The 22,295-nt window shown below is 30.0% G+C and carries 25 protein-coding genes and 1 tRNA gene; 2 read left to right on the top strand and 24 right to left on the bottom strand.

All coding sequences use genetic code 11. The features are described from left to right. Positions 1 to 20: 20 nt before the first annotated feature. The 23 genes from ELQ06_RS01435 to ELQ06_RS01325 all read right to left on the bottom strand — a co-directional run bounded on the left by ELQ06_RS01435 (position 21) and on the right by ELQ06_RS01325 (position 19,218). Positions 21 to 662 (bottom strand): HAD family hydrolase, encoded by a 642-nt coding sequence (locus ELQ06_RS01435; protein WP_052797933.1) that lies wholly within the window; start codon positions 660 to 662, stop codon positions 21 to 23. Next, on the bottom strand, positions 662 to 1,621 hold the full coding sequence (gene cadF / locus ELQ06_RS01430) for a fibronectin-binding outer membrane protein CadF (protein ID WP_052797934.1): 960 nt from the start codon (positions 1,619 to 1,621) through the stop codon (positions 662 to 664). Before cadF ends, ELQ06_RS01435 begins: the two co-directional genes overlap by 1 nt. A 126-nt stretch (positions 1,622 to 1,747) precedes the next feature. After that, a complete protein-coding gene (gene rpsI, locus ELQ06_RS01425; RefSeq protein ID WP_002851459.1) occupies positions 1,748 to 2,137 on the bottom strand; it encodes a 30S ribosomal protein S9 in 390 nt (129 codons plus the stop codon). A 2-nt stretch (positions 2,138 to 2,139) separates the two neighbouring features. After that, positions 2,140 to 2,565, bottom strand: coding sequence for a 50S ribosomal protein L13 (gene rplM, locus ELQ06_RS01420; protein WP_002779321.1), 426 nt, complete (start codon positions 2,563 to 2,565; stop codon positions 2,140 to 2,142). Between the two features lie 83 nt (positions 2,566 to 2,648). Further along, the gene (locus ELQ06_RS01415; protein ID WP_052797935.1) at positions 2,649 to 5,414 is read right to left on the bottom strand and encodes a RecB-like helicase; all 2,766 of its coding nucleotides are present in this window, start codon (positions 5,412 to 5,414) and stop codon (positions 2,649 to 2,651) included. Next, the gene (locus ELQ06_RS01410; RefSeq protein WP_052797936.1) at positions 5,411 to 7,777 is read right to left on the bottom strand and encodes a PD-(D/E)XK nuclease family protein; all 2,367 of its coding nucleotides are present in this window, start codon (positions 7,775 to 7,777) and stop codon (positions 5,411 to 5,413) included. The genes ELQ06_RS01415 and ELQ06_RS01410 overlap by 4 nt, the downstream gene beginning before the upstream one ends. After that, positions 7,774 to 8,295: a FixH family protein gene (locus tag ELQ06_RS01405; RefSeq protein WP_002869790.1), complete on the bottom strand. Its 522-nt coding sequence runs from the start codon at positions 8,293 to 8,295 to the stop codon at positions 7,774 to 7,776. The genes ELQ06_RS01410 and ELQ06_RS01405 overlap by 4 nt, the downstream gene beginning before the upstream one ends. Next, positions 8,282 to 8,884 carry a hypothetical protein gene (locus tag ELQ06_RS01400; RefSeq protein WP_002851454.1) on the bottom strand — a complete coding sequence of 201 codons (603 nt, stop codon included), beginning with the start codon at positions 8,882 to 8,884 and terminating at the stop codon, positions 8,282 to 8,284. The genes ELQ06_RS01405 and ELQ06_RS01400 overlap by 14 nt, the downstream gene beginning before the upstream one ends. Next, positions 8,881 to 8,982 carry a hypothetical protein gene (locus ELQ06_RS01395; protein WP_052782868.1) on the bottom strand — a complete coding sequence of 34 codons (102 nt, stop codon included), beginning with the start codon at positions 8,980 to 8,982 and terminating at the stop codon, positions 8,881 to 8,883. Before ELQ06_RS01395 ends, ELQ06_RS01400 begins: the two co-directional genes overlap by 4 nt. Further along, positions 8,979 to 9,200 (bottom strand): DUF4006 family protein, encoded by a 222-nt coding sequence (locus ELQ06_RS01390; protein ID WP_072223308.1) that lies wholly within the window; start codon positions 9,198 to 9,200, stop codon positions 8,979 to 8,981. The genes ELQ06_RS01395 and ELQ06_RS01390 overlap by 4 nt, the downstream gene beginning before the upstream one ends. Then, complete coding sequence (locus ELQ06_RS01385; RefSeq protein WP_002851306.1) at positions 9,197 to 10,060, bottom strand: cbb3-type cytochrome c oxidase N-terminal domain-containing protein; 864 nt, start codon at positions 10,058 to 10,060, stop codon at positions 9,197 to 9,199. Before ELQ06_RS01385 ends, ELQ06_RS01390 begins: the two co-directional genes overlap by 4 nt. Beyond that, positions 10,060 to 10,323 (bottom strand): cytochrome c oxidase, cbb3-type, CcoQ subunit, encoded by a 264-nt coding sequence (locus ELQ06_RS01380; RefSeq protein ID WP_002892448.1) that lies wholly within the window; start codon positions 10,321 to 10,323, stop codon positions 10,060 to 10,062. The genes ELQ06_RS01385 and ELQ06_RS01380 overlap by 1 nt, the downstream gene beginning before the upstream one ends. 4 nt (positions 10,324 to 10,327) lie before the next feature. Next, on the bottom strand, positions 10,328 to 10,993 hold the full coding sequence (gene ccoO, locus ELQ06_RS01375) for a cytochrome-c oxidase, cbb3-type subunit II (RefSeq protein WP_002855439.1): 666 nt from the start codon (positions 10,991 to 10,993) through the stop codon (positions 10,328 to 10,330). Between the two features lie 12 nt (positions 10,994 to 11,005). Then, positions 11,006 to 12,472, bottom strand: a complete 1,467-nt coding sequence (gene ccoN / locus ELQ06_RS01370) for a cytochrome-c oxidase, cbb3-type subunit I (RefSeq protein WP_002860335.1) — start codon at positions 12,470 to 12,472, stop codon at positions 11,006 to 11,008. 125 nt (positions 12,473 to 12,597) lie between these two features. Next, positions 12,598 to 13,278: a butyrate response regulator transcription factor BumR gene (bumR, locus tag ELQ06_RS01365; RefSeq protein ID WP_002858876.1), complete on the bottom strand. Its 681-nt coding sequence runs from the start codon at positions 13,276 to 13,278 to the stop codon at positions 12,598 to 12,600. Between the two features lie 2 nt (positions 13,279 to 13,280). Beyond that, positions 13,281 to 14,492, bottom strand: a complete 1,212-nt coding sequence (gene bumS / locus ELQ06_RS01360) for a butyrate sensor histidiine kinase-like phosphatase BumS (protein WP_002851243.1) — start codon at positions 14,490 to 14,492, stop codon at positions 13,281 to 13,283. Next, entirely contained in the window at positions 14,489 to 15,148 is a 660-nt protein-coding gene (locus ELQ06_RS01355) for a sulfite exporter TauE/SafE family protein (protein ID WP_002867237.1), read from the bottom strand. Before ELQ06_RS01355 ends, bumS begins: the two co-directional genes overlap by 4 nt. After that, entirely contained in the window at positions 15,145 to 16,263 is a 1,119-nt protein-coding gene (carA, locus tag ELQ06_RS01350) for a glutamine-hydrolyzing carbamoyl-phosphate synthase small subunit (protein WP_002851156.1), read from the bottom strand. The genes ELQ06_RS01355 and carA overlap by 4 nt, the downstream gene beginning before the upstream one ends. After that, on the bottom strand, positions 16,263 to 16,814 hold the full coding sequence (locus tag ELQ06_RS01345) for a DUF507 family protein (protein WP_002851269.1): 552 nt from the start codon (positions 16,812 to 16,814) through the stop codon (positions 16,263 to 16,265). Before ELQ06_RS01345 ends, carA begins: the two co-directional genes overlap by 1 nt. Positions 16,815 to 16,906: 92 nt before the next feature. After that, positions 16,907 to 17,425, bottom strand: coding sequence for a MotE family protein (locus tag ELQ06_RS01340; protein WP_002851265.1), 519 nt, complete (start codon positions 17,423 to 17,425; stop codon positions 16,907 to 16,909). Continuing rightward, complete coding sequence (locus ELQ06_RS01335) at positions 17,418 to 17,846, bottom strand: flagellar export protein FliJ (RefSeq protein WP_052794186.1); 429 nt, start codon at positions 17,844 to 17,846, stop codon at positions 17,418 to 17,420. Before ELQ06_RS01335 ends, ELQ06_RS01340 begins: the two co-directional genes overlap by 8 nt. Next, positions 17,843 to 19,093, bottom strand: coding sequence for an adenylosuccinate synthase (locus tag ELQ06_RS01330; RefSeq protein ID WP_052797937.1), 1,251 nt, complete (start codon positions 19,091 to 19,093; stop codon positions 17,843 to 17,845). The genes ELQ06_RS01335 and ELQ06_RS01330 overlap by 4 nt, the downstream gene beginning before the upstream one ends. A gap of 27 nt (positions 19,094 to 19,120) precedes the next feature. After that, positions 19,121 to 19,218: transfer RNA gene (locus ELQ06_RS01325), tRNA-Sec, on the bottom strand. 139 nt (positions 19,219 to 19,357) lie between these two features. On the opposite strand from ELQ06_RS01325, the gene yedE reads away from it, so the two are divergent. Both yedE and yedF read left to right on the top strand, forming a co-directional pair. Next, positions 19,358 to 20,566, top strand: coding sequence for a selenium metabolism membrane protein YedE/FdhT (gene yedE / locus ELQ06_RS01320; RefSeq protein WP_052797938.1), 1,209 nt, complete (start codon positions 19,358 to 19,360; stop codon positions 20,564 to 20,566). 3 nt (positions 20,567 to 20,569) lie between these two features. Further along, positions 20,570 to 20,797: a sulfurtransferase-like selenium metabolism protein YedF gene (gene yedF / locus ELQ06_RS01315; protein ID WP_052797939.1), complete on the top strand. Its 228-nt coding sequence runs from the start codon at positions 20,570 to 20,572 to the stop codon at positions 20,795 to 20,797. 15 nt (positions 20,798 to 20,812) lie between these two features. On the opposite strand, the gene putP is transcribed toward yedF, so the two are convergent. After that, positions 20,813 to 22,282: a sodium/proline symporter PutP gene (gene putP, locus ELQ06_RS01310; RefSeq protein WP_052797940.1), complete on the bottom strand. Its 1,470-nt coding sequence runs from the start codon at positions 22,280 to 22,282 to the stop codon at positions 20,813 to 20,815. Between the last annotated feature and the right edge of the window lie 13 nt (positions 22,283 to 22,295).

Raw genomic sequence — 22,295 nt, 5'->3', positions numbered from 1 at the left:
CGTTTAATGAAAACTTGAAATTAGTTTAATCTAGCTATATAATTAACAGCCTCATATGCATTTAAAAATACCATAGAATGGGATTTTAATTCATTTTCATTGCCATAGCCACAAGTTAAGGCCAAAGGAGTGATATTAGCAGAAATTGCAGCTTGAATATCTAGTATTGTATCGCCTATCATATAGGCATTTTCTTGAGTTTTATTGAGTCTTTTTAAGGCTAAAATTATAGGTTCGGAACTTGGCTTTGGATTTGTGACATCTTCAAGAGTAATTAAAGTTTTAAAGAATTTTTTAACTCCCAAATAATCAAGTAGAATCGGAGTAAATTTACCTCCTTTTGTTGTAACTATGCCAAGATCTGCAATTTTGCTTCCAAGTTCTAATGCTTCTTTTACTTTAGGCAAAAGAGTGGTTTGTTCTAAATAAATTTGTGCATAAATTTCACGATAAGCCAATACAAATTCTTTACTTAAATTTACTTTATCTGGATAAAGCATTCTAAACATTTGCTCTAAAGGATAACCTATGAGATTTTTGATTTCTTCATTATTTTTAGAAGTTAATCCAAGGGCTTTAAAAGCTCCTTGGAAAGAATTTAAAATAGCATCAGTAGAATCAATTAAAGTGCCATCTAAATCAAATAAAATAGTTTTATTCATTATCTTAAAATAAATTTAGCATCCACTCTTCTATTATCCGCTCTACCTTCTTTAGTATCATTGCTTGAGCGAGGATTATCTTGACCATAACCTACTGTTTTGATGCGACTTTTTTCTACACCATATTTTTCAAGTTCATTAGCAACACTTTTAGCACGTCTTTCTGAAAGCTTTTGATTATAAGCCCTTGAACCGATATTATCTGTATGTCCTTCAAGAATAGTATCATATCTTTCATTTTCATCTAAAACTTTTGCAATTTCTTTGATTTTTTCTTGAAAAGTTGGATTTATAGTAGTTTTATCAAAACCAAAATGACCTTCCAAAGAAATAGTTTTTTCGCAACCATTTTCATCTAACAAAGCACCTTCTCTTGGTTCTACAGGACATTTTGTTTGTGGAGCTGGACGAGTATCAGCAACTTCTTCTACAGCTTTTTCCTTTTTACCACCAAAACCAAAACTAATACCTAAAGTTGAAACCCAATTATGGTTTGCATGGTTAAAATTAATTTGATCTCTAGTTTCAAGTCTTAAAGCCAAAGAATCACTAAGACGGAATTTTACACCCGCGCCATAATGTCCAAATACACCGCTTTTATTATCATAAGCAGCATTTGAAAAATCTTCATATCCTCCACCTGCTAAACCATAGAAATAAAATTTCTCACCTACATCAATACCTTTAATAACACTCAAATAAGTTCTTGTAATATCTGTAGTTTTATTTGTATTTGTATATTTAACATCAGAATAATGCTCTAACCCAAATTCTAATTGATCAAGCCAAAAATCGTCAAAATGATAACCAAGTCTAATCCCTGGTGCATAACGATTATCCATATCTAAATTACCTTCAAAGTAATTATAGTTTAAAGTTGGAGTGATTTCAAATTTTACATTGTTATCAGCACCGAATAAAACACTTGCCAAACCTAAACATAATAATATTTTTTTCATAGAAAAAACCTTTCATTGTGTTATAAAATAAAAATTTAAATTTTGTAATTATATCATATAATGATAGAAAAAAGGATGAGTTTTATAAAAAATTGTAGAAAGGTGGGAAAATCCCACCAAAAAATATTAACGTTTAGAGAATTGCGGACTTCTTCTTGCTTTGCGGCGTCCGTATTTTTTACGCTCAACAGTTCTACTATCTCTAGTAAGAAGTCCTTTAGGTTTTAATAAGGCTCTAAAATCAGCATCCATAGCTGCTAAAGCTCTTGAAATTCCATGTCTTAAAGCTTCAGCTTGAGCACTATAGCCCCCGCCTAAAGTAGTTGCTTTAATATCCATTGAAGTTTCTTGTTTAGTTACAAGTAAAGGTTGAACCACTTTAAGCTTAATTGCTTCGTGTCCACCAAGCCAAGTGTTTAAATCAACACCATTAACACTAATTTTACCACTACCTGGTTTTACCCATACCTTTGCGATAGCAGTTTTTCTTTTACCTGTTGCGTATGTTGTTGCCATGATTATTTTCCTTCTTTAGCAATTTGCGCAGTGTGTGGGTGCTCACTACCCGCATAGATTTTTAATTTTTTAAGCATAGCTCTGCCCAAATTTGTTTTAGGAAGCATACCTCTAACTGCTAATTTATATAATTTTGCAGGATTTTTTTCAAGTAAATCACCAAATTTTTCGCTTTTTACACTTCCAAAATATCCTGAATGTCTATGATAAAGCTTATCTTCTGCTTTATTAGCACCTGTAAATACAGCTTTTGAAGCATTGATGATAATTACATAATCACCACAATCAACATTTGGAGTAAAGCAAGGTTTGTTTTTACCTCTCAAAATTGTTGCTACTTCAGTTAAAAGACGACCAAAGCGTTTGCCTTCTGCGTCTAAAACAATCCATTCTCGTTTTACTTCGTTTGGCTTTGTTATCTTTGTCATAATTTTTACCTTTGCCAAAAATTTAAAATGTGATTGTATAAAAAATAATATTAATTTTTACTTAATTTAAGTAAAAATAAAGTTTATATTTCCAAAATTTGAATTTCATTTTCCAAACAATAAACTATAAAAGCATGTACTTTATCTTTTTTCAAAATTTCACTAATGGCGATCTTATAAGTTCTTACTTGCTCTTTATGTTTATCTTGCATAGCAAGACCTGTTTTATAATCAATTATAAAAGCTTCTTCATCTTTTAGAGCAAGTAAATCTAATTGTTTAATTTCTCCATTAAAACTCAAAGCTTGTTCTTTTAAAAGCTTTCCATCACCAACCAAATTTTGAAATTGAATATTTTTAAGTAAAATTTCAATTCTTTTAAAAAGCTTTTCAAAATCACTCTCATCTAAAAAATGTCTAAATTTACTCTTGCATCTTTGAGTAAGTATTTGAAAATTTTCACCCTTAGGAAGTTTTAAATTTTGCATAAAAAAGTGAAAAGCATTTCCAAAATATAGCTCTTTACTATCAAGCCTTTCTTCGCTTTGAACTTCTTGTAGGCTAATTTTTTCAAATTTTTGCAAAGTTTGAATGCTTTCTTTTTTAACGCTTAAAATTTGTTCTTTGCTTTCTAAAAAACCTCTCTCTTGAGAATGTATATTTAAAAATCCCCCCTTAAAATAACTTGGATAATTTCCATTTACACTTTCTTCATTTCTTTTTATGATTATTAAACTTTCCTTAGCTCTTGTAAAAGCCACATAAAGTTTATTGATATCATCTTCATAATTTGCTCTTGTAATATTTTCTTTAAAAAGGGTATAAATAGGCTCTTTAGTAAGCTCTCGAATTTTATCTTTAATATGGAGTTGCCAACCTTGATTGATATCATATTCAAGCATGATATCTTCATTGTTTGAATTGTTTTTAGATAAACTATCAAGCAAAATCACATGATCAAATTCCAAACCCTTAGATTTATGCACACTCATAATACTAATACCCATATTTTGTTCGCTTACTATTTTCAAAGTGCAAGGCTCAAATAAAAGCTTTAAAAAATTCTCCTTAGTTTTAGCATATTCGATAAATTGTATTAAAGCGATATCATTTAAATCAAGTTTTAATTCTTTTATTAAAAAAAGTACATTTTCCATAGCATTTTTTGAAAAATCAAGGGCGATTTTTCTCGGCTCAAAACCTAAAAGTTCTTTTAAAAATACCAAGTAAAACTCATCACCAAAAATACAATATTTAGCATATTCTAAAACAAGTCTTACGCTTGCTTTATTTTCAAGTAAAACATTACTTTGAGTAAATGCAGGAATATTTTGCTCTCTTAAAAAATCCAAAACCATATCTGCATCGCTATTTTTCCAACACAAAATACAAATATCATCATAAGAAATATTTTTAGATCTTAAAAAATTAACTTGCTCAAATAAAGTTTCTAAAGTCTTTTCCTTGATTTCTTGAGCTTGGTTTTTAACCTTTTGTTCTTTAGATTCCACAATACGCACAAAACCGCCTTTTTTGCTTTCTAAGGCAAATTGCTCTTTATAATCTTTGATTTTTTCTTTAAAAGTTTCATTAACAAAATCAACCAAAAGCTCTTTAGAACGATAATTAGTATTTAAACTGTCACTTTTAATTTGATCAAATTCTTGTTTTAACAAATCAAATAATTCTTTTTTTCCTTTACGAAAGCGATAAATACTTTGTTTTTTATCTCCTACATAAAAAAAAGTGCGATTTTTCTTAACTCCTTCCCCTGAAACAAGCTCAGCAATCAAAGGGCGTAAAATTTGATATTGGATCACGCTTGTATCTTGAAATTCATCAATAAGCAAATGCGAAATAAAACCATCTAAACGAAAATAAATCATATCCTTAAATTCACTGGTTATTAACTCATAAACTTTTTTACTCACATCTTGGAAATTTAAAGTATTTTTATCTTTATGAAATATATTTTTAGCTTCACTATAATGATTTAAAAGATTCATTAAATTAGCAATTTTATAATTTTCAAGCTCTATGGCATAAGTATTTAAAGCATTTATAAGCTCCATTCTTTTTGCACTAAAATGCAAGTTAGTGCTTTCTAAATCTTGCAAATATTTTGTACTTTCAAATTTTGTCATAAAACTTGATTGCATAAATACAGATAAATCTAAAACTTCACTTTTAAAATTGTCACACAAATTTTTATAATTTTTTACATGAGTAAGACCCAAACAATAACTTCTTAACTCACTATAAGCTTTATTGATATAAGCTTTAGATGGATTTGGAATTTTAGGACGATTTTGAAAATAAGCATTCTCATAAAATTTTTCAAGCTCGTTAAAAAAATTTTCTTTCTCATCAACTAAATTAATGTAATAAGCCAAATCTTTTAATTCATCTTTTTTAAGAAGTTTTAAAAAAATCTCTCTTACATCAAGCCTCTCTTCACTCATTGTAAAATCACTACTTAAGCCCAAATTTAAAGCAAAAACACGCAAAATTTTTCCGAAAAAAGCATCAAAAGTACTGATTTTTAACTCTGTTCTTAAAAATTCTTCTTTTTTAGCATCTCTTAAAGAAATAAGCTCTTCTTTATCTTTACCTAAAAGCTTGCAAAGTTCATTGCATTCACTGGTTTTATTTTCTTTTTCTAAATTTAAAAAAGTCTCAATAATTCTTTTTTGCATTTCATTAGCAGCTTTTTTGGTAAAAGTTAAAGCTAAAATTTCATTAATCCTAGCTCCTTTTAAAATAAGTGCTACAAAACGCACACTCAAAGCAAAGGTTTTTCCACTTCCCGCACTCGCTTCCAATGCCAAAAAAGGCTCAAATTGACTCATTTTAATTCCTTTTTATAAATGAGTTTATAAGGACAGTACTCATCTTGTTCATTTTCAAACTCTATTTCTTCCTTGCTCATAAGAACTAAGTCTTTAAGTCTTTCTTTCAGCTCATCTAAACTTTTAGCTTTTTGGTGCAATATTTGCATACTATTTAAATCATAAAAACCCACGCTTGCATTTTCATCATATAAAGCTTGGTAAAAAGCAAGTTGATAAGAATTACTTGGCACTTTTCCACTTTTATAATCAATAATCAAATTACCTTCTTTTGAACTATCGATACGATCTATAGTACCCTTAAGTTTTATACTATCTGTTCCGAGCTTTAAAATATTGTTTAACTCAAGCTCTGTATGTGCGACATAAAAGCCTTTTGAAAAATGCTCTTTTTCATTTTTAGCAAATTGTATAAATTTTAATTTAAATACTTCAAGATCAAGTTCACTGATATTGTATTTTTGATATTCTTTATCCAATAAATTTGCAAAAACTTTTATATCAAAATTATTATTTGCATAATTTTTATAATAAATTTCAAGCATTTTATGGATAAAATTTCCTTGATTTTTCGCTTTGCTTTCCTCGCTTAAAACCCTAGGTTCTGCTAAATTTAAAATATAACGATAATAATAAGTTCTTTTTTGATTTTCCAATAAATTAAAACGACTAAAAGAAAGCGGAAACTCGAAAGGATTATGCTTTAAAATAGGAGCTTTTATAGGAGTTAGATTAGGTTTTATGCCTTCATAGTCTAATTTTAAAGCATTAAGATAAGCTTTTTGGTGGATATGAGTTTCATAAAAAAAGTCAAAATCAAGTTCATCTAAAAAACGTGATTTGCTTTTTTCTTCATTTTCCACAAAGCAAATACTTACTTCTAAAGCATTCTTCATCAAGCTTTCATAATAAAATCTTTGTAAATTTTCTCTTCTATCATAGCTAATCAATCCTGCTTTTTTACGCACTTCATTGTTTAAAAAAAGCTCATTAACACTTCTTTTAGGAATAAATTCTTCATTAAAATCAACCAAAATCACTCCATCAAAACAAAGCCCACGACTTTCTAAAAGTCCCATTACCGTAACCTTACCTCCACCTACATCACTAAGGGAAAGTTGTGAAATTTGCATGAAAAAAAGATGGATCAACTCTTTAAGAGTTAAAGACTGATTTTTCAATAAATCTTTAATAAAATAAAGTTCTTTTCGTATCAAATAAATAAGCTCTTGCTTTTCATTTTCTAAAAACAAAGCAAGTAATTTTTCAAAATATTCAAAATCACATTTCTCATCAAAATACTTTTTAAACTCTATAAAATCAAGTTTTAAAGAATGTAAAAGCGTATTGTGATAATCAAAAATCATCTGCGCGTCTTCAAAATAATCCTCTTGATTTTTATAGACAAAAGAAGCACTGCTAGCACTTTCATAAAGTGCTTGAAATTTTTGATAAAACAAACTCTCTTTAATACTAATTCCACTTGCAAAGTTAAGCATATTGTCTTTATCAAAAAGTCTTAAAAACTCACAAAAACTTTCATCTGGAGTTATAACTGCAATATTTTCAGGCTTTAAACCTTTGCGTACAAAATGTGAAATTTCATCCATAACAAAAGCACATTGCAAAGCCCTTAATTCAAAAGATTTGAGTTTAATTTTTGAATTTTTTGTTTTAAAAATTTCTTCTTTTAAGATCTCTTGTTTTGAAAGATTGATTTCATAATGAGTGTTTATTTTTAAATCAAATATTTTTAAAAAATCAAGTTTTAAAAGATATTCAAGATTAAATTTACTCGTTTTAAAACTTAAAACCACTTCTTTAATCTGAGAAATTTCACTTAATAAATTTTCTTCAAATTTACTTAAAAAACCTTGCAAATCATAAACTATAGCTTCATACTCATCGAAAAAATCTTTATTAAGAGTGTAATTTTTAGGTAAAGAAAGATCATCATAAAAAGAATTCTTTTCAAGCAAAGCAAGATAATTCTTATATACCTCATCTAAAATTTCTAAATGTTCATTATAGGTGGCATAATAATCATTATTTTTAAGATCTTCTATGCTTTTTTTTTCTAAACTAAGTTCTTTAAAAAAAGAAAAAAGATATTCGTTATTTTTCAAAAAAGCAAAAAATTCTACCGAAATTCCTAGTTTTTTTTCTAAATCCTTGCTTTTTAGACAAGCTTCTTGCATTAAAAGCAAACTTTCATAAGAACTTGCTTTATGAAAATTGCTCAAACAAACTTTATCTAAAAATTCACCTATATGAATAGCACTATCTAATAAAGCATTTTGCTGTTTTTTTTGATTATAATATTCTCTAATTTGTCTTGAAGAACTAAAAATTCTTAATTTCATTGAGCATTTAATTCGTAGCTAAAAAAACCCACTGTTTCTTGATTTGCATAAAACTTTAGCTTAAGCTCCCATCTACCTTTATCTAATTTAGGTAAAGCGATACTTAAAATTCCATTTTTAACTTGTCCTTCTAACTTTTGATCAAAATTTTTAGTGAATGGTCTTGTAAGAAGAACTTGAACTTTTAAATCATCAGAATTTATATTTTGTAATGCAGAAATTTTAAAATTTGCAACATAGGAATTTTGATCCACTTCATAACTAGGAATTTTTCTTTTACCTATAAAAGTGATTTTATCATTTTGAAAATTTACTTTAAAAAATTTATCAAAATTTACTTGTTGTTTTTGTATTTGATTGTAATTATTTTCAACATTTTGATAAGAGTCAAAATAAAAATCATCCTCATACACAGGATGGTGACTTGCTATAAAAATCGTTACAATACAAGCAATAATTATAGCCAAAAGTGAAAGCAAAATACCATAAGGCCAAAAACTTTTTTTAGTTTCTAACATTTTTTTTCCTCTTTATTCTTCTTTGTGCATAGTATAACAATGCAAAGCAAATAAATCCATAAATAAGTATTCTTAAGATATTGATAGTATCACGATTTGCATTACCTATAGAATGTTCTAATTGCAATCCCAAGGATTTTGCCACACGATCTACAATATCTGCATAACCATTAAGTATAGCAGCATTATAAATATCACCTTTATTTGTAGCTAATATCGGTAAAATAGATCCTGTTCCAGGATAAGGACTAAGCACGGCTTCTTTATCAATCAAAGCTAAAGCACCTTTTGAGCCCACTATATCAACTTTGTGAGAATTTTTTGACAAAAGAAGCAATATATAAGATTGAGGAAGTTCTTTTTGTTTATTTAATAAAGTTTCAATTTCAGTTTTATCACCAACCATAACACCAATAAAAATATTACTTTTTTGGTAAAGCTCTTTTCCTATAAGATTAATCTCATTACTTACTTTTTGACTTAAAATATTTTCATTAAAAAGTACAGCATCGAGAGCAAAAACCCTAGAAGGCAATAAAACAAAGAAGAAGATGGCTAAAAAAAAGCCATCTTGTAATATTTTTTTCATCCTATATGAAGATGATTTGCAGTTAAAACCGACCAAGCGGTGATTGCAGCAGCAACAACTAAACCAATAACAATTAAATATTCCAAAGCCTTACTCATTGTGCTTCCTTTATACTTCTATGATCTTGTTCTTTTGAACCAAACATCTTTACACTTTGTACATCTTTAAGGCTATATGGCTTTTGCATCACTTCTTGCTGAGCTTTAAGACCCCAAGTAGTTAAAACTACTAAGATAGCAAGTAACAAAACCGTAGCAATTAACATACCTGTAACACCTGAAAGAGAAAACACGCATCTATTATTATTTTCCATCATTCACCCCTTGAAAGAGAAATTACATACTCGCCAACAGCTTCTTTTTGAATATCATTAAGTGTTGGAAAACTCGGCATTGTTCCTATAAAACCAGCCTTACCACTATGTAAAACATCTACTACAAAAGCTGCAGAACCGTATTTTGTAAGATCTGGGAACATTCCATCTTGACCTTTTCCATCTTCTCCATGGCATGCTGCACAAGTTGCATAAGCTTCTTTACCTTTTGCTACTAAATTTTCATTTGCAGTTTTCTTAATAGCTGAAAGATCTTTTGCTACATAAGCAGCAATAGCAGGGATATCTTCTTCTGCCACACCTAAATCAGCAGCACCAAGCATTTCTCCACCTGGGAAATTCATCCCTTTTGAACCGTGTTTAATTACATTGATTATACCTTCTTCACTACCCCAAATATTTAAATTTTGAGCTTTACCATTGATACCATCTCCTGTAATTCCATGACAAGCTGAACACTGAACCAAAAAGATATTTTGACCCATTGCTATTTTATCTTCAGGAGATAAATTTTTAAATTTTTCTTCGAATTTTGTATTATGAGTTGCTACTTCTTCATTGTATTGACCTATACTTGAAAAAGAATTTAAAGGATATCCCCATAAAAAATACCAAATAGCCCAAACAATAGTCAGGAAAAATACCACAGCCCAACCAGTAGGAACAGCATTTTTATACTCTCCTATTCCATCCCAACTATGTTCACTAAGCTCTGACTCGCCCTTTTTTTCTTTCATTTGCTTAAACATTCTACCCACAATAACTAGTGTGATTAAAATGATAAGAATAGCTCCAATTAAAGATAAGAGATTAACATTATCTTCTAAATTTAACCATTGCATTAAGCACTCCTTTTACTTTCTAATACACTATCATCAATATCATCTTTTAAGGCAAGATTTGCATAATTTTCATAATTTCTCTCGCCCTTTTTTTCTGTTCTATATAAATGATACCAATACGCATATAATACTATTGACAAAAACATCACGAGTACAAAAAAACCATAACCTTGGAAAATCTCCCACTCATGTTTTTGAACTGTTGCTAAATCAAGTGTGATTAAATTTTTAATCACATCAAAAACTATTGATAAATGTTCCATCATCTTACTTTAAGCTATTTAAATAAGCGATCAAAGCAACTATTTCTTTGATTTCACCTTTAGCAAAAGCATCTTTTACTTCTTGATTTTTCATTTGATCAACTATAGCCTGAGCTTCAGCTTTTACTTCAGCTTGTGCATCCTCCCAAGAACCAAGTTTTGTTCCATTTTCTGTATCATAAGGAACATTGAAAACTTTTTTCACAGTTAAAGCCTCAGCATAAGCAGTTTCAATATCTGCATTATTTTTAAACATATGCTTATATGAAGGCATAATAGAATCTGGAACAACAGAAGTAGGATCCCACATATGATTTTCATGCCAATCAGCCGTTCTATAATTTCCTACACGAGCAAGATCAGGTCCTGTTCTTTTTGAACCCCAAAGAAAAGGTCTATCATAAGCAAATTCACCACTTACAGAATACATACCATAACGGTCTGTTTCTGATTTAAATGGACGAATAAGCTGTGAATGACAAGCATTACAACTATCTTTAATATATACTGCACGCCCTGCAAGTTGTAAAACCGTATAAGGTTTTTTACCTTCAATTGGTCTTGCATTTTCTGCAAAATTTGGTAAAACTTCAACTATGCCTGCATAAGCAATCACTACAAAAACAGCTACAGCAAAAAAGAATGGATTTTTTTCTAACCAACTAAACATATTTTCTCCTTTTTATGCTGCCATAGGCGAAGCGCTTTTTGGTTCTTTATCAAGCACTCTTCCACAAGCAATTGTTTTGTAAATATTATAAGTAAACATAAAGAAACCGATAAGATACAACAATCCACCAATCGCTCTAATCCAATAATAAGGAACAATAGCCACAACGGTATCAATAAAGCTATAAAGCAAGTTACCATACTCATCTGTCGCTCTCCACATCATACCTTGAGTAATACCTGCAATCCACATTGAAGCAAAATAAAGAACTATACCTGTGGTTTGGATCCAAAATTGAGCTTCCATTAAAGATTTGCTATAAAGCTCTCTTTTGAAAACTCTAGGAGTCATATGATAAAGCGCAGCCATAGTCATAAATCCTACCCAACCTAATGTTCCATCATGAACATGTCCTGGAATCCAATCTGTAAAGTGTGCTAAAGCATTAACAGATTTAATTGAAAGAATTGGCCCTTCAAGTGTTGAGAACATATAGAAAGTTGATGCCAAAATCATAAATTTAATCAACGGACTCTCGCGAAGCTGACTCCACTCACCTTTCATAGTAAGCAAGATATTAATCGCTGAACCCCAAGAAGGTAAAATCAATACTACAGAGAAAACCGAACCCATAGTTTGCATCCAATCAGGTACAGTTGAATAAATCAAATGGTGACCACCTGCCCAAAGATAAACAAACATTAAGCCCCAAAATGCAAACAAAGAGAGTTTATAAGAGAAAATCGGCTGACCACTTTCTTTTGGCAAGAAGTAATAAATTTGAGCAATAATACCCACAGTAAATACAAATGCCACAGCATTATGTCCATACCACCATTGTACTAAAGCATCATTTGTTCCTGCATACATTGATACACTATGCCACCATTTACCCATTCCAGTAACAAAATAAGTTGGTACTTCCATGTTGTTAAAAAGATAAAGCATAGCTATACCTAAAAATGTAGCTATATAATACCATAGAGAAATATAAAGGGTTTTTTCACGACGAATTCCAATAAGTCCAAAAATACTTACACCCCATAAAACCCAAACAAGAACAACAAGAATATCTAAAGGCCACTCAAGCTCTGCATATTCTTTAGATGTAGTCACACCCATAAACAAAGATATAACAGCTAAAACCATAGTAAGCATATAAAGCCAAAAATGAAGCTTACCAACAGCCATTAAAAATCTTGACTCAGCCATACTCACTTTAAGAACACGCTGACCTATATAATACCAAGTTGCCCAAATCCCTGAAAGCATAAAACCAAAAATCACACCCGAAGTATGAAGTGGTCTAAGTCTTGAAAAAGTGGCATATTCTCCTGCTAAATAGTTTAAATTAGGATATGCCATTTGAAAAGCTATAAGAGTTCCTATAGCCATACCAACAATGCCAAACAATATGGTCGCAAACATAAAATATCTTGTAACCGTATAGTCGTAATTTAATACATTACCTGGATGCATCGACTTTCTCCTTAAAATTTTTGATAACAAGAGAATATTATAGAATATTAATTATACATTTTTTCTTAAAAACAACAATTTTGTTAATCATTTGTTATGCTTTATATTTTAAGGTTAAATCAGTCTTATTTATTGATATTTATCTTATAACCTAAACTTGGCACATTTTTTATAAAATCTTCACCCACTTTATCTCTTACTCTTTTTATAAAAGTTCTAACAGCAGTATCGCTCACATGTTCACCTATCCAAACATTTTTCTTAATATCTTCATGCAAAACCAAAGCCCCAGGTTGCTTTAAAAGCAAAGAAATAAAAGCCAATTCTTTTTTAGTTAAAACAATTTCTTCACCACTGTAAATTAAAGTTCGTTTAGTTTTGTTAAATTGATATTCTTCAGAAATTTTTACAAGCATATTTGCTTCAATTTTTTCACCTATCAGATAATCTAAAACTTTAAACAACTCTTCTATATCAACAGGTTTAATCAAATATTTATCTATACCAATATCAATAGAACGCAAAAGTCTCTCTTTCTCTGAATACGCACTAAGAACAACAATTGGAACATCATCTGAAATTTCTTTAATCTCTCTTGCCATATCCAGTCCATCCATAATAGGCATAGCAATATCTGTGATAACTAAATCTGGCTTAAATTTTTTAAATTTTTTAAGCCCCTCATCTCCATTTTGAGCTCCGATTACTTTACTAAAGCGTTCGCTTAATATATTAATCATTGATTCTCTAGCCTTAACCTCATCTTCAACTACTAATATTATCAATTCTTTACATTCTTGTGACATTTCTACTCTACCCTCTCTTTTAGTTTTAAAAATATCTCAAAACAAGCCCCGTCTTTTCCATTTTTAACTTTTATTTTTCCTTGGAAACTTTCGATAATTTGTCTACTTATATAAAGTCCTACTCCTATACCTTGACTAGGATGTTTTGTTGTAAAATAAGGTTGAAAAATTTTATCTAAATTTTCTTTATCAATCCCACCAGCATTATCTTTTATTGTAATTTTCAGATAATTTTTTCCAAATTTTGAAAAATTTATTGTTATGATTTTCCTTTTTTTGTTTTTAAATGCTTCTATTGAATTTAAAATCAAATTAAGAAAAACTCTTATTAAACCATTCTCATATGCCAAAACTTCATAATCACTTTTCGAAACAATATTAATATTTACATGATTTTTTTCTATAGTTTCAAAAGCAATTTCCAAGGCTTTATTTAAAGTCTCTTTTATAAATACACACTGCTCTACTCCTTTGTTAAACAAAGTTCTAAACACATCAATTGTTTCTGACATATTTTTAATCATATCTTTTGATTGTGAGTAAATTTCAGCAAATCCTTTTTCATCTTTAAGATTTTGCTTCATTTGAAACATGGCAATACCGAGCTCATTTAACGGTTGTCTCCATTGATGTGCTATATCGCTAATCATTTGTTCTAATGAAGATTTCAAAATCTCTTCATATGCTATTTTAATATCTTTTTCATTTTTTTCCAAGGCAATTTGCATTTTTTTCTCAAATTTTTTACCTAACTGTATAAATTCTTGTTGGTGATTTTTAACTGTATTTTCAAGATTAATACTTAATTCTCTTAATTTAGCGTGATTTAGAGCAAGCTCTTCATTAAGCTTAAAAGAATTACTAACATCATGAGAGAATGCTACTATTTCTATTAATTCATTATTTTTATCCAATATGGGGATTAATAAAGTTTCAAGATAGAAAGTTTTGCCTAATTTATCAATATTTTTAAAAATAACTTGATAAGGTTTTTTATATGAAAGTTTTTTTAAAAGTTCTTCAATATAACATTCCTCAACATCTGGATGTTTAAATATTGAATGTTTTTTTCCTATAAGCTCTTTTTTACTATATCCACTTATTTGACAAAGTTTATCACTGACAAAAATTAAATTTCCTTGAACATCAGCTCTTGAAAAAATTGTATTTTTTTCAAGAGCTTTAAAAAACTGATCTTTAAAAAAATCTTTCATTGAAAAGCCTTAAAACCTATATAGGCAAGATTTATACCGTAACAAACAATAACGCCATACGATAAATAATTAAATAAATTTTTCAAAAAATCACTAAAAAACTGTGAAATTTTAGAAAAAAATAACATCGCAGGTAAAGTTGATATTCCAAAAATCATCATTACCAAAATACCTTCAAAAATATTTTGCTTACTCATTGCATTGGCTATAAAAAAATACACCAATCCACAAGGAACAAAACCATTTGAAAATCCTAAAAATATGGCTGATTTTAATCCTTTAAAATTTTTAGATTTTTTAATAATTTTCTTTACAAAACTATCAAAAAAAACATTATTTTCAATAAAAGATAACATATTGCCTCTAAAAATAAGAGCAAAACCCAAAATCATCATAAATATACCAAGAATAAAAAATGACAAACTTTGAACCTTAGCATTGATTGCCAAGATATTCCCAAAAGTCCCAAAAATTATCCCTAAAACAATATAAGCAAAAATTCTAAACAAATGATAAATAAAAGTTAATAAAAATAAATTATTGCTTTTTGAATTCAAATTTATAAAAAGTAAATTAAAACCACCACACATAGAATAGCAGTGTCCAAAACTAGATAAAAAAGCAACGCTGATAATAGCTAAAAAATCTATACTCACATCAAATTCATAAATTCTTTAAAAATATACTTACTTTCATGAGGACCTGAAGAACTTTCTGGATGATGTTGCACTGAAATAATAGGATAGTCTTTATATCTTACTCCTTCAACATTATCGCCAAATAAATTTCTATGAGTGATATGAGCCACTTGAGCTAATTCTTCTGGAACATTATAATTATGATTTTGTGCGGTAATTTCTACCGTTTTTGTATCAAGATTGATCACAGGATGATTTGCTCCATGTTGTCCAAATTTCATTTTATAAGTTTCATATCCAAAAGCATTACTTAAAAGCTGGTGACCTAAGCAAATTCCAAGCATAGGAATTTTAGCTTCTGCAAGTTTTTTAATCTCTGCAATCTCTTGTTTTAAAATCCTTGGCTCACCTGGACCATTAGAAAGAAACACGCCTTGAATTTCACCTTTTTTATACAGAGTAATCAACTCATCTGCTTTAACATTATATGGATAAACTTCTACTTCAAAACCTACTTCTACAAGTTCATTTAAGATATTTGTTTTAACACCATAATCTATAACAGCAACTTTTTTCTCACTTCTTTTAGCATCATTAAATTTTTGAAAACTAGCGTTCCAAACGCCTTGTTTATGAGAATAATTTTTCTTAGTGCTAACTTCTTTTACAAAATTTACTTCATCAATTTTTGCTGATTTTTCTAAGGCGATTTTTAAATCTTCTTTATTTGAAATTTCAGTTGAAATTACAGCTCTTAAATTGCCATTATTTCTTATCATTTTTACTAGATATCTCGTATCAAGTTCATAAATTCCTATTTTTCCATGTTTTTCAAGATAATCTTGCAGACTTTCTTTAGCGCGAAAATTTGAAAAACTGGAACTTAATTCACGCATTAAAACACCACTTGCAAAAATTTCCTTGCTTTCATTATCATTTTCATTGGTTCCCACTATACCAATTTCTGGCATGGAAAATACGATAAATTGCCCTGCATAAGAAGGATCTGAAATAATTTCTTGATACCCTGTTAAAGAAGTGTTAAATACAAGCTCTCCAAAAAAAGTACCGCTCTTTCCAAAAGCCTTAGCACTTAAAAAAATATCATTTTCTAAATAAATATAAGCCTTCATTAAAACATACCTTTTTTTCTAAGCTCTTCTTGATAGAGTTTTTCAAAGATAAGATCGTATTCTTCGCTACCTGGAATAGGTTTTGTTTTATAATTGCTAATTTTCTCATAAACCTCATCTTCAAGTTTTTCATAAATTTTAAGATAAGACTCTATGCTTGAAAAGATTAAATTTTTAACTCTATTTTCACTCACTATAAAATTAATATAATCATTCTCTACAAGTTCTTCTAAAATTTGATGCGCTAGATGATTATGTCTATCTTCAGAATCTAAAATCACATTAAATTCAGGAGCTAACTTTTTCTTCACAAGCCAAAACATATTTTTACGATCTACTTGCATAAGCTCCATTTCATCTTCTTGTTGCTCTAAAAGCTCTTTTACTCTTTCATCTAATTTTCTTTCATTTAGAATATCTTTCTCTAAAACTTCTATTATACATACCTTAAGCTTTTCTAATTGATCTTTAATTTCTACAAAAGAAGAATTAGCTATATCTAACATCATTTTATTTGCGATATAAGGAATATGTGGTAATTTTATACGCATCTTAAAAACCTTTTATTTGATAATGTTTGAAATAATAGCTTATTTTTGGTAAAAGAATGTTAAAAATGAAAAATTTTCATTATTTTAATCACCTAATTACTAGCATTATTATCTAAATTTTTCAAAAGCAAAGTAAGCTCGCTGGCTTTTTTTGGATCCATTTTAGATAAAACACCTGAAATTTTACGCGATTCCAAAGAAAGCATTATTTTGCTTGCATCCTCTGCATCCATTTGACTTAAAACATCTGCAATGGCTGCATCTTTCATTTGGGAATAAATTTCTTTAACCCTACCTTGAGTTTTATCATTGATTGAATTTAAAATCTTTTGTTGTTCTTCTACAAGCCTTGCGTTTTCAAGCTTTAATTCTTCAATTTTTGCCAAAGTTGCATTAACCTCAGCCTCTTTTTTTTCTAAATTTTCAAGCCTTTCTTTTTGCAAAGCTTCAAAAGAGGCTTTATAAGCTTCTAAAGATTGTCTTGCTTCATCAAATTCTCTAGTTTGCAATTCAATTTGAGCTTTTCTAGCTTCAAAATACTGCTCACAATCTTGTTCAGCTCCAAAAACTACACTTGAAATAAAAACTAACAATATAAATTTTTTAATCATCTTTTTCTCCTTTGAAAAAACGACTGATTGCAATTTCATCTAAAAATTTTTCTTCAGCCTTGGCAAGTTCTTTTTGCTTTTGTTTAATTTCCTCGGCTTCCAAAACCTTCATTTTTTCATAATCTAAATGTGCTTTTTGATATAAAAACTGATAATGATTCATTTCTTTTTTAGAAAGTTCTACTTTCTCCTTAGCTCTTGCCAAAGCCTCGCGTCCTACTTGTGCCATACTTAAATTCGATCTTAACTCTGCTATAGATCCTGATTTTGGCAATACGCCTAAACTTTCACACTCTTGGCGTGAAAGTTCATAAGCTTTTTCATATTCAAGCTGTCTTTGTTTGGCTTGATTAAGATTTGATTCTGCTTTATCAAGTTGTTGTTTTCTTACCTTTACAACAGAATTATATTTACTTTTCATAAGATGATAGTATCATCTCTTTCAGGGCTAGTAGAAATATACTTTACCTTAACCCCTGCAAGCTCTTCAAGTCTTGCTATATATTTTTTAGCATTTTCTGGCAATAAATCATAATCTTTTATACCAAAAACTTTATCCCAACCATCCATTTCTTCATAAATAGGTTGAACATTTTCTAAATCGCTTGGTATATAGTCGATTTCCATGCCCTTATATTCATAAGCACGACAAATTTTTATCTTTTCAAAACCATCTAAAACATCAAGCTTCATCAAAGATAAAGCATCAAGACCATTAAGCCTTGCTGTATATCTTACAGCAACCGCATCAAACCATCCACAGCGTCTTTTACGTCCCGTGCTTACGCCAATTTCTTTTCCAATTTGCGCAATTTTTTCTCCATCTTTGCCCTTATCCTCCGTAGGAAAAGCCCCATTTCCCACACGCGTTGCATATGCTTTTACAATACCTATAATATTTCCCACTTCTTTAGGATTTAACCCAAGTCCTGTTAAAGCGCCTGCTGAAATAGTACTTGAACTTGTAACATAAGGATAAGTTCCATGATCAATATCAAGCATAGAGCCCTGAGCTCCTTCTAAAAGTACTCTTTTATCTTCATCTAAAGCCTTCCAAAGCATTCTTGTAGTATCTGTAATATAAGGAGTTAAAATTTCATTAAAGCGTTTTAAATCAGCAAGCAATTCTTCAGCACTTGGAATTTCAATTTCAAGCATTTCAAAAAAAGTTTTATTAGCTTCAAAATCTTTCATCAAAGCCTCACAAAGTCTTTGTGGTTCTAAAAGCTCACCAACTCTATGTCCTGTACGATTAATCTTATCTGCATAAGAAGGTCCTATACCCTTACCTGTTGTTCCTATGGCATTTTTGCCTTTGAGTTTTTCTTTTGCAATGTCTATTAAAGAATGATGTTTTAAATTTAAATGAGCTCTATCACTGATATATAATCTACCTTTTAAATTTTCAAATTGAGCCATTTCAGCGATCAATACTTCAGGAGAAACCACAACTCCATTTCCGATAATATTAATACATCTTGGATGCAAAACTCCACTTGGCATAAGATGAAGCGCATATCTTACACCATTTACCCAAATCGTATGTCCTGCATTGTGTCCACCTGCACTTCTGCAAACAAAATCATAATTTTCACATAATTTATCAACTACCTTACCTTTTCCTTCATCGCCCCATTGAATGCCGACAATAATATCTGCTTTGCTCATAAAAATTTCCTTGATTTTACTTAATATTGGCGAGAAGATGAGAGAATCGAACTCCCCAAAGAATAGTCAACTATCCTTTCATCTGATTTGAAGTCAGTGGCGATCACCAGATACGCTAATCTTCCAAAGTGATAATTATAGCGATTTTTAATGAAAAACAAAATAAATTTATCAATATTCTTTTTGACTTCACATTAAATTTAAGCTATAATCTCACTCTTTTTTAGCATCAAGTTTTGATGATTACATTTTTAGGATCTTTCTTTGAATTCTTTTAAACAAAAATATTTAATCAATTTTTGGGACAATTCCCGTTCTATGATTGCACTTGGAATTTTAAGTGCAGTGTATTTTGGAATTTTTGGTGGCGTTTGGGCTGTTACTGGGGAAATGACGCGTTGGGGTGGTGAATTTTTAGAACTTTTAGGTATGAATTTAGATGGGTATTCTTATTACCAAAAGCAAAATTTAAATGGGACCCCTTTAACAAGAACTGATGGTATTATGCTCATAGGTATGTTTATAGGTTGTTTAGTAGCCGCACTTTTAGCTAACAAAGTCAAATTTCGTCTACCTGCTAGCAATATAAGAATTTTTCAAGCAATAGTAGGTGGAATTCTTTCAGGATATGGAGCAAGACTTGCATTTGGATGCAATTTAGCTAATTTTTTTACAGGTTTACCTTATTTTTCTTTACACACTTGGCTTTTTACTGTTTTTATGGTTTTAGGAATTTATCTAGGAGTGAAAATTTGCAACACTTCCTTTTTTAAACCTAAAGCTAAATTAGAACGGGTAAATAAAGAAAACTTGCCGTTAAACAAGCAAAGTTTGCGTACAAAATTATATTTTAACTTAGGCATATTGCTTTTCATAGCCTTTTTAGTTTGGGTGTTTTATCTTGTTTTTACAAATGGCAATATCAGCACACAAAACAAACAAAGTCTTCTAGCTTTAGCACTGATTTTTGGCTTTGTTTTTGGCTTTGTTATTTCTAGAGGGCAAATTTGTTTTACTTCTTGCTTTAGAGATTTATTTTTATTTGGTAGAGATAATGCTATAAAAGGCGCATTAATCGGTATGATTATCGCCTCTTTAATCGCTTTTGCTTTTATCTTGCAAGGTCATACTAGCAAACTCATAGAACTTTCTCCTGCTGTAGCTGTGGGAGCATTTTTGTTTGGTTTTGGTATAGTTTTTGCCGGAGGTTGCGAGTGTGGTTGGACTTATCGTGCCTTTGAAGGACAAAGTCATTTTATAATAGTAGGAATTGCAAATATAATAGGAACTGTGATTTTAGCTTTAAGTTATGACTTTTTACCAAAAGCTTTTAAAGAAGGTATAAAAATCAATCTTTTAACTGAATTTGGCAATTTAAATGGATTTTTTATCAACCTTATTTTATTCATCTTAATGTTTGTTTTTGTAGTATTTTACAAAAAACACTTTTTTAAAAATCAACTTAAAGGATAAACAGTGAAAATTACTCATAGTTTAAATTTACAAGGTGAAGCTTGTCCTTATCCTGCTATAGCAACACTTGATGTCTTACCTAAGCTTAAAAGTGGAGAAATTTTGGAAGTGCTTTGCGATTGCCCACAAAGTATCAATTCTATACCTCAAGATGTAAAAAACCGTGGTTTTAAAGTGCTTGAAATCGATCAAAGTGGACCTACACTAAGATTTTTAATCCAAAAGCCTTAAAAAAGGCTTTTATTCTCAAAGCTCTTTTAACATCTTTTCATAAGCTGCCTTAGTTCCAGATCTTACATTTGTAAACAAACTTGCAATAATAATCACCACCGAAGCTACTAAAAACCCTGGAACTATTTCATAAAGACCTGAATTTGCAAAATTCTTCCAAAGCACCACAGTAGCAGCTCCTGTTATCATACCTAAGATCGCTCCTACTCTTGTCATCCTACTCCAAAATAAAGAAAAAAGCATTACAGAACCAAAAGAAGCTCCAAATCCAGCCCATGCATAAGAAACTATGCTCAAAACACTTGAGTTTTTATCAGTAGAAATCAAAAACGCTATTACAGCTACCAATAAAACACCTAATTTACCTAAATTTAATACAACATGACTTGGTGCATCTTCTCTAAAAATCTTTTTATAAAAATCTTCCGCTATAGTAGAACTTGAAACCAGCAATTGTGAACTTGCCGTACTCATAATAGCCGCTAAAATAGCACTGAGTAAAATACCTGCTATCCAAGGATTAAATAAAAGCTGTGACATCACGATGAAAATCTTTTCAGGATCTTGCAAACTTAATTCAAATTTATACACATAAGCTATACCTAAAATACCTATCATACAAGCACTTAAAAGACAAACCGCCATCCAAGCAATACCTATAAAAGTGGCCATAGGAATATCTTTAGTAGAACGAATCGACATAAAACGCACTAAAATATGTGGTTGACCAAAATAACCCAAACCCCAAGCAAGTGCAGATATAATGCTTACAATTCCTACTCCTTCGCCCATAGATAAAGCTTGTGGCTTTATTTCTCTTACTATATTCATCGCTTCACCAAAACCACCTAAATGATAAAGCATAACCAAAGGTACAATAATTAAAGCCATCATCATTAAAAGCCCTTGTATCATATCCGTCCAACAAACCGCCTTATATCCACCTAAAAAAGTATAAGCAACAATAATAATCGTTCCAGTAGTTAAAGCATAATCGTATCTGATACCAAAAGTACTTTCAAAAAGTTTTGCTCCGCTTACAAGCCCTGATGAAACATAAAAGGTAAAAAATATCAAAATTACCACCGCACATACGATGCGCAGTATATGTTTATCATCATCAAAACGAGTTTCAAAATAATCAGGAATAGTCAAAGAATTTGCAATCACACTGGTATAAATTCTAAGTCTTTTTGCCACAAAAATCCAATTTAAACTAGCTCCTATAGTAAGCCCAATTGCAATATAAGAATCTATAAAACCACTTACATATAAAGCTCCCGGTAAACCCATTAAAAGCCAACCACTCATATCAGAAGCCCCTGCGCTAAGTGCAGATATCACAGGCCCCATAGTACGCCCACCTAGAAAATAATCCTCTGAATTTTTATTTTGCTTATAAAAATAAAAACCTATATAAAGCATTAATAAGGCATACACTACAAACATCACTGCTATTGGGGTATTAATTTGAACCACTTCCATCAATCTCTCCTTG

The sequence above is a fragment of the Campylobacter sp. CH246 genome (genome assembly GCF_004378835.1).
GTDB classification, from domain to species: Bacteria; Campylobacterota; Campylobacteria; order Campylobacterales; family Campylobacteraceae; genus Campylobacter_D; species Campylobacter_D jejuni.
The sequence above is the reverse complement of the archived record's forward strand: the minus strand, read 5'-3'. Positions and strand labels throughout refer to the sequence as shown.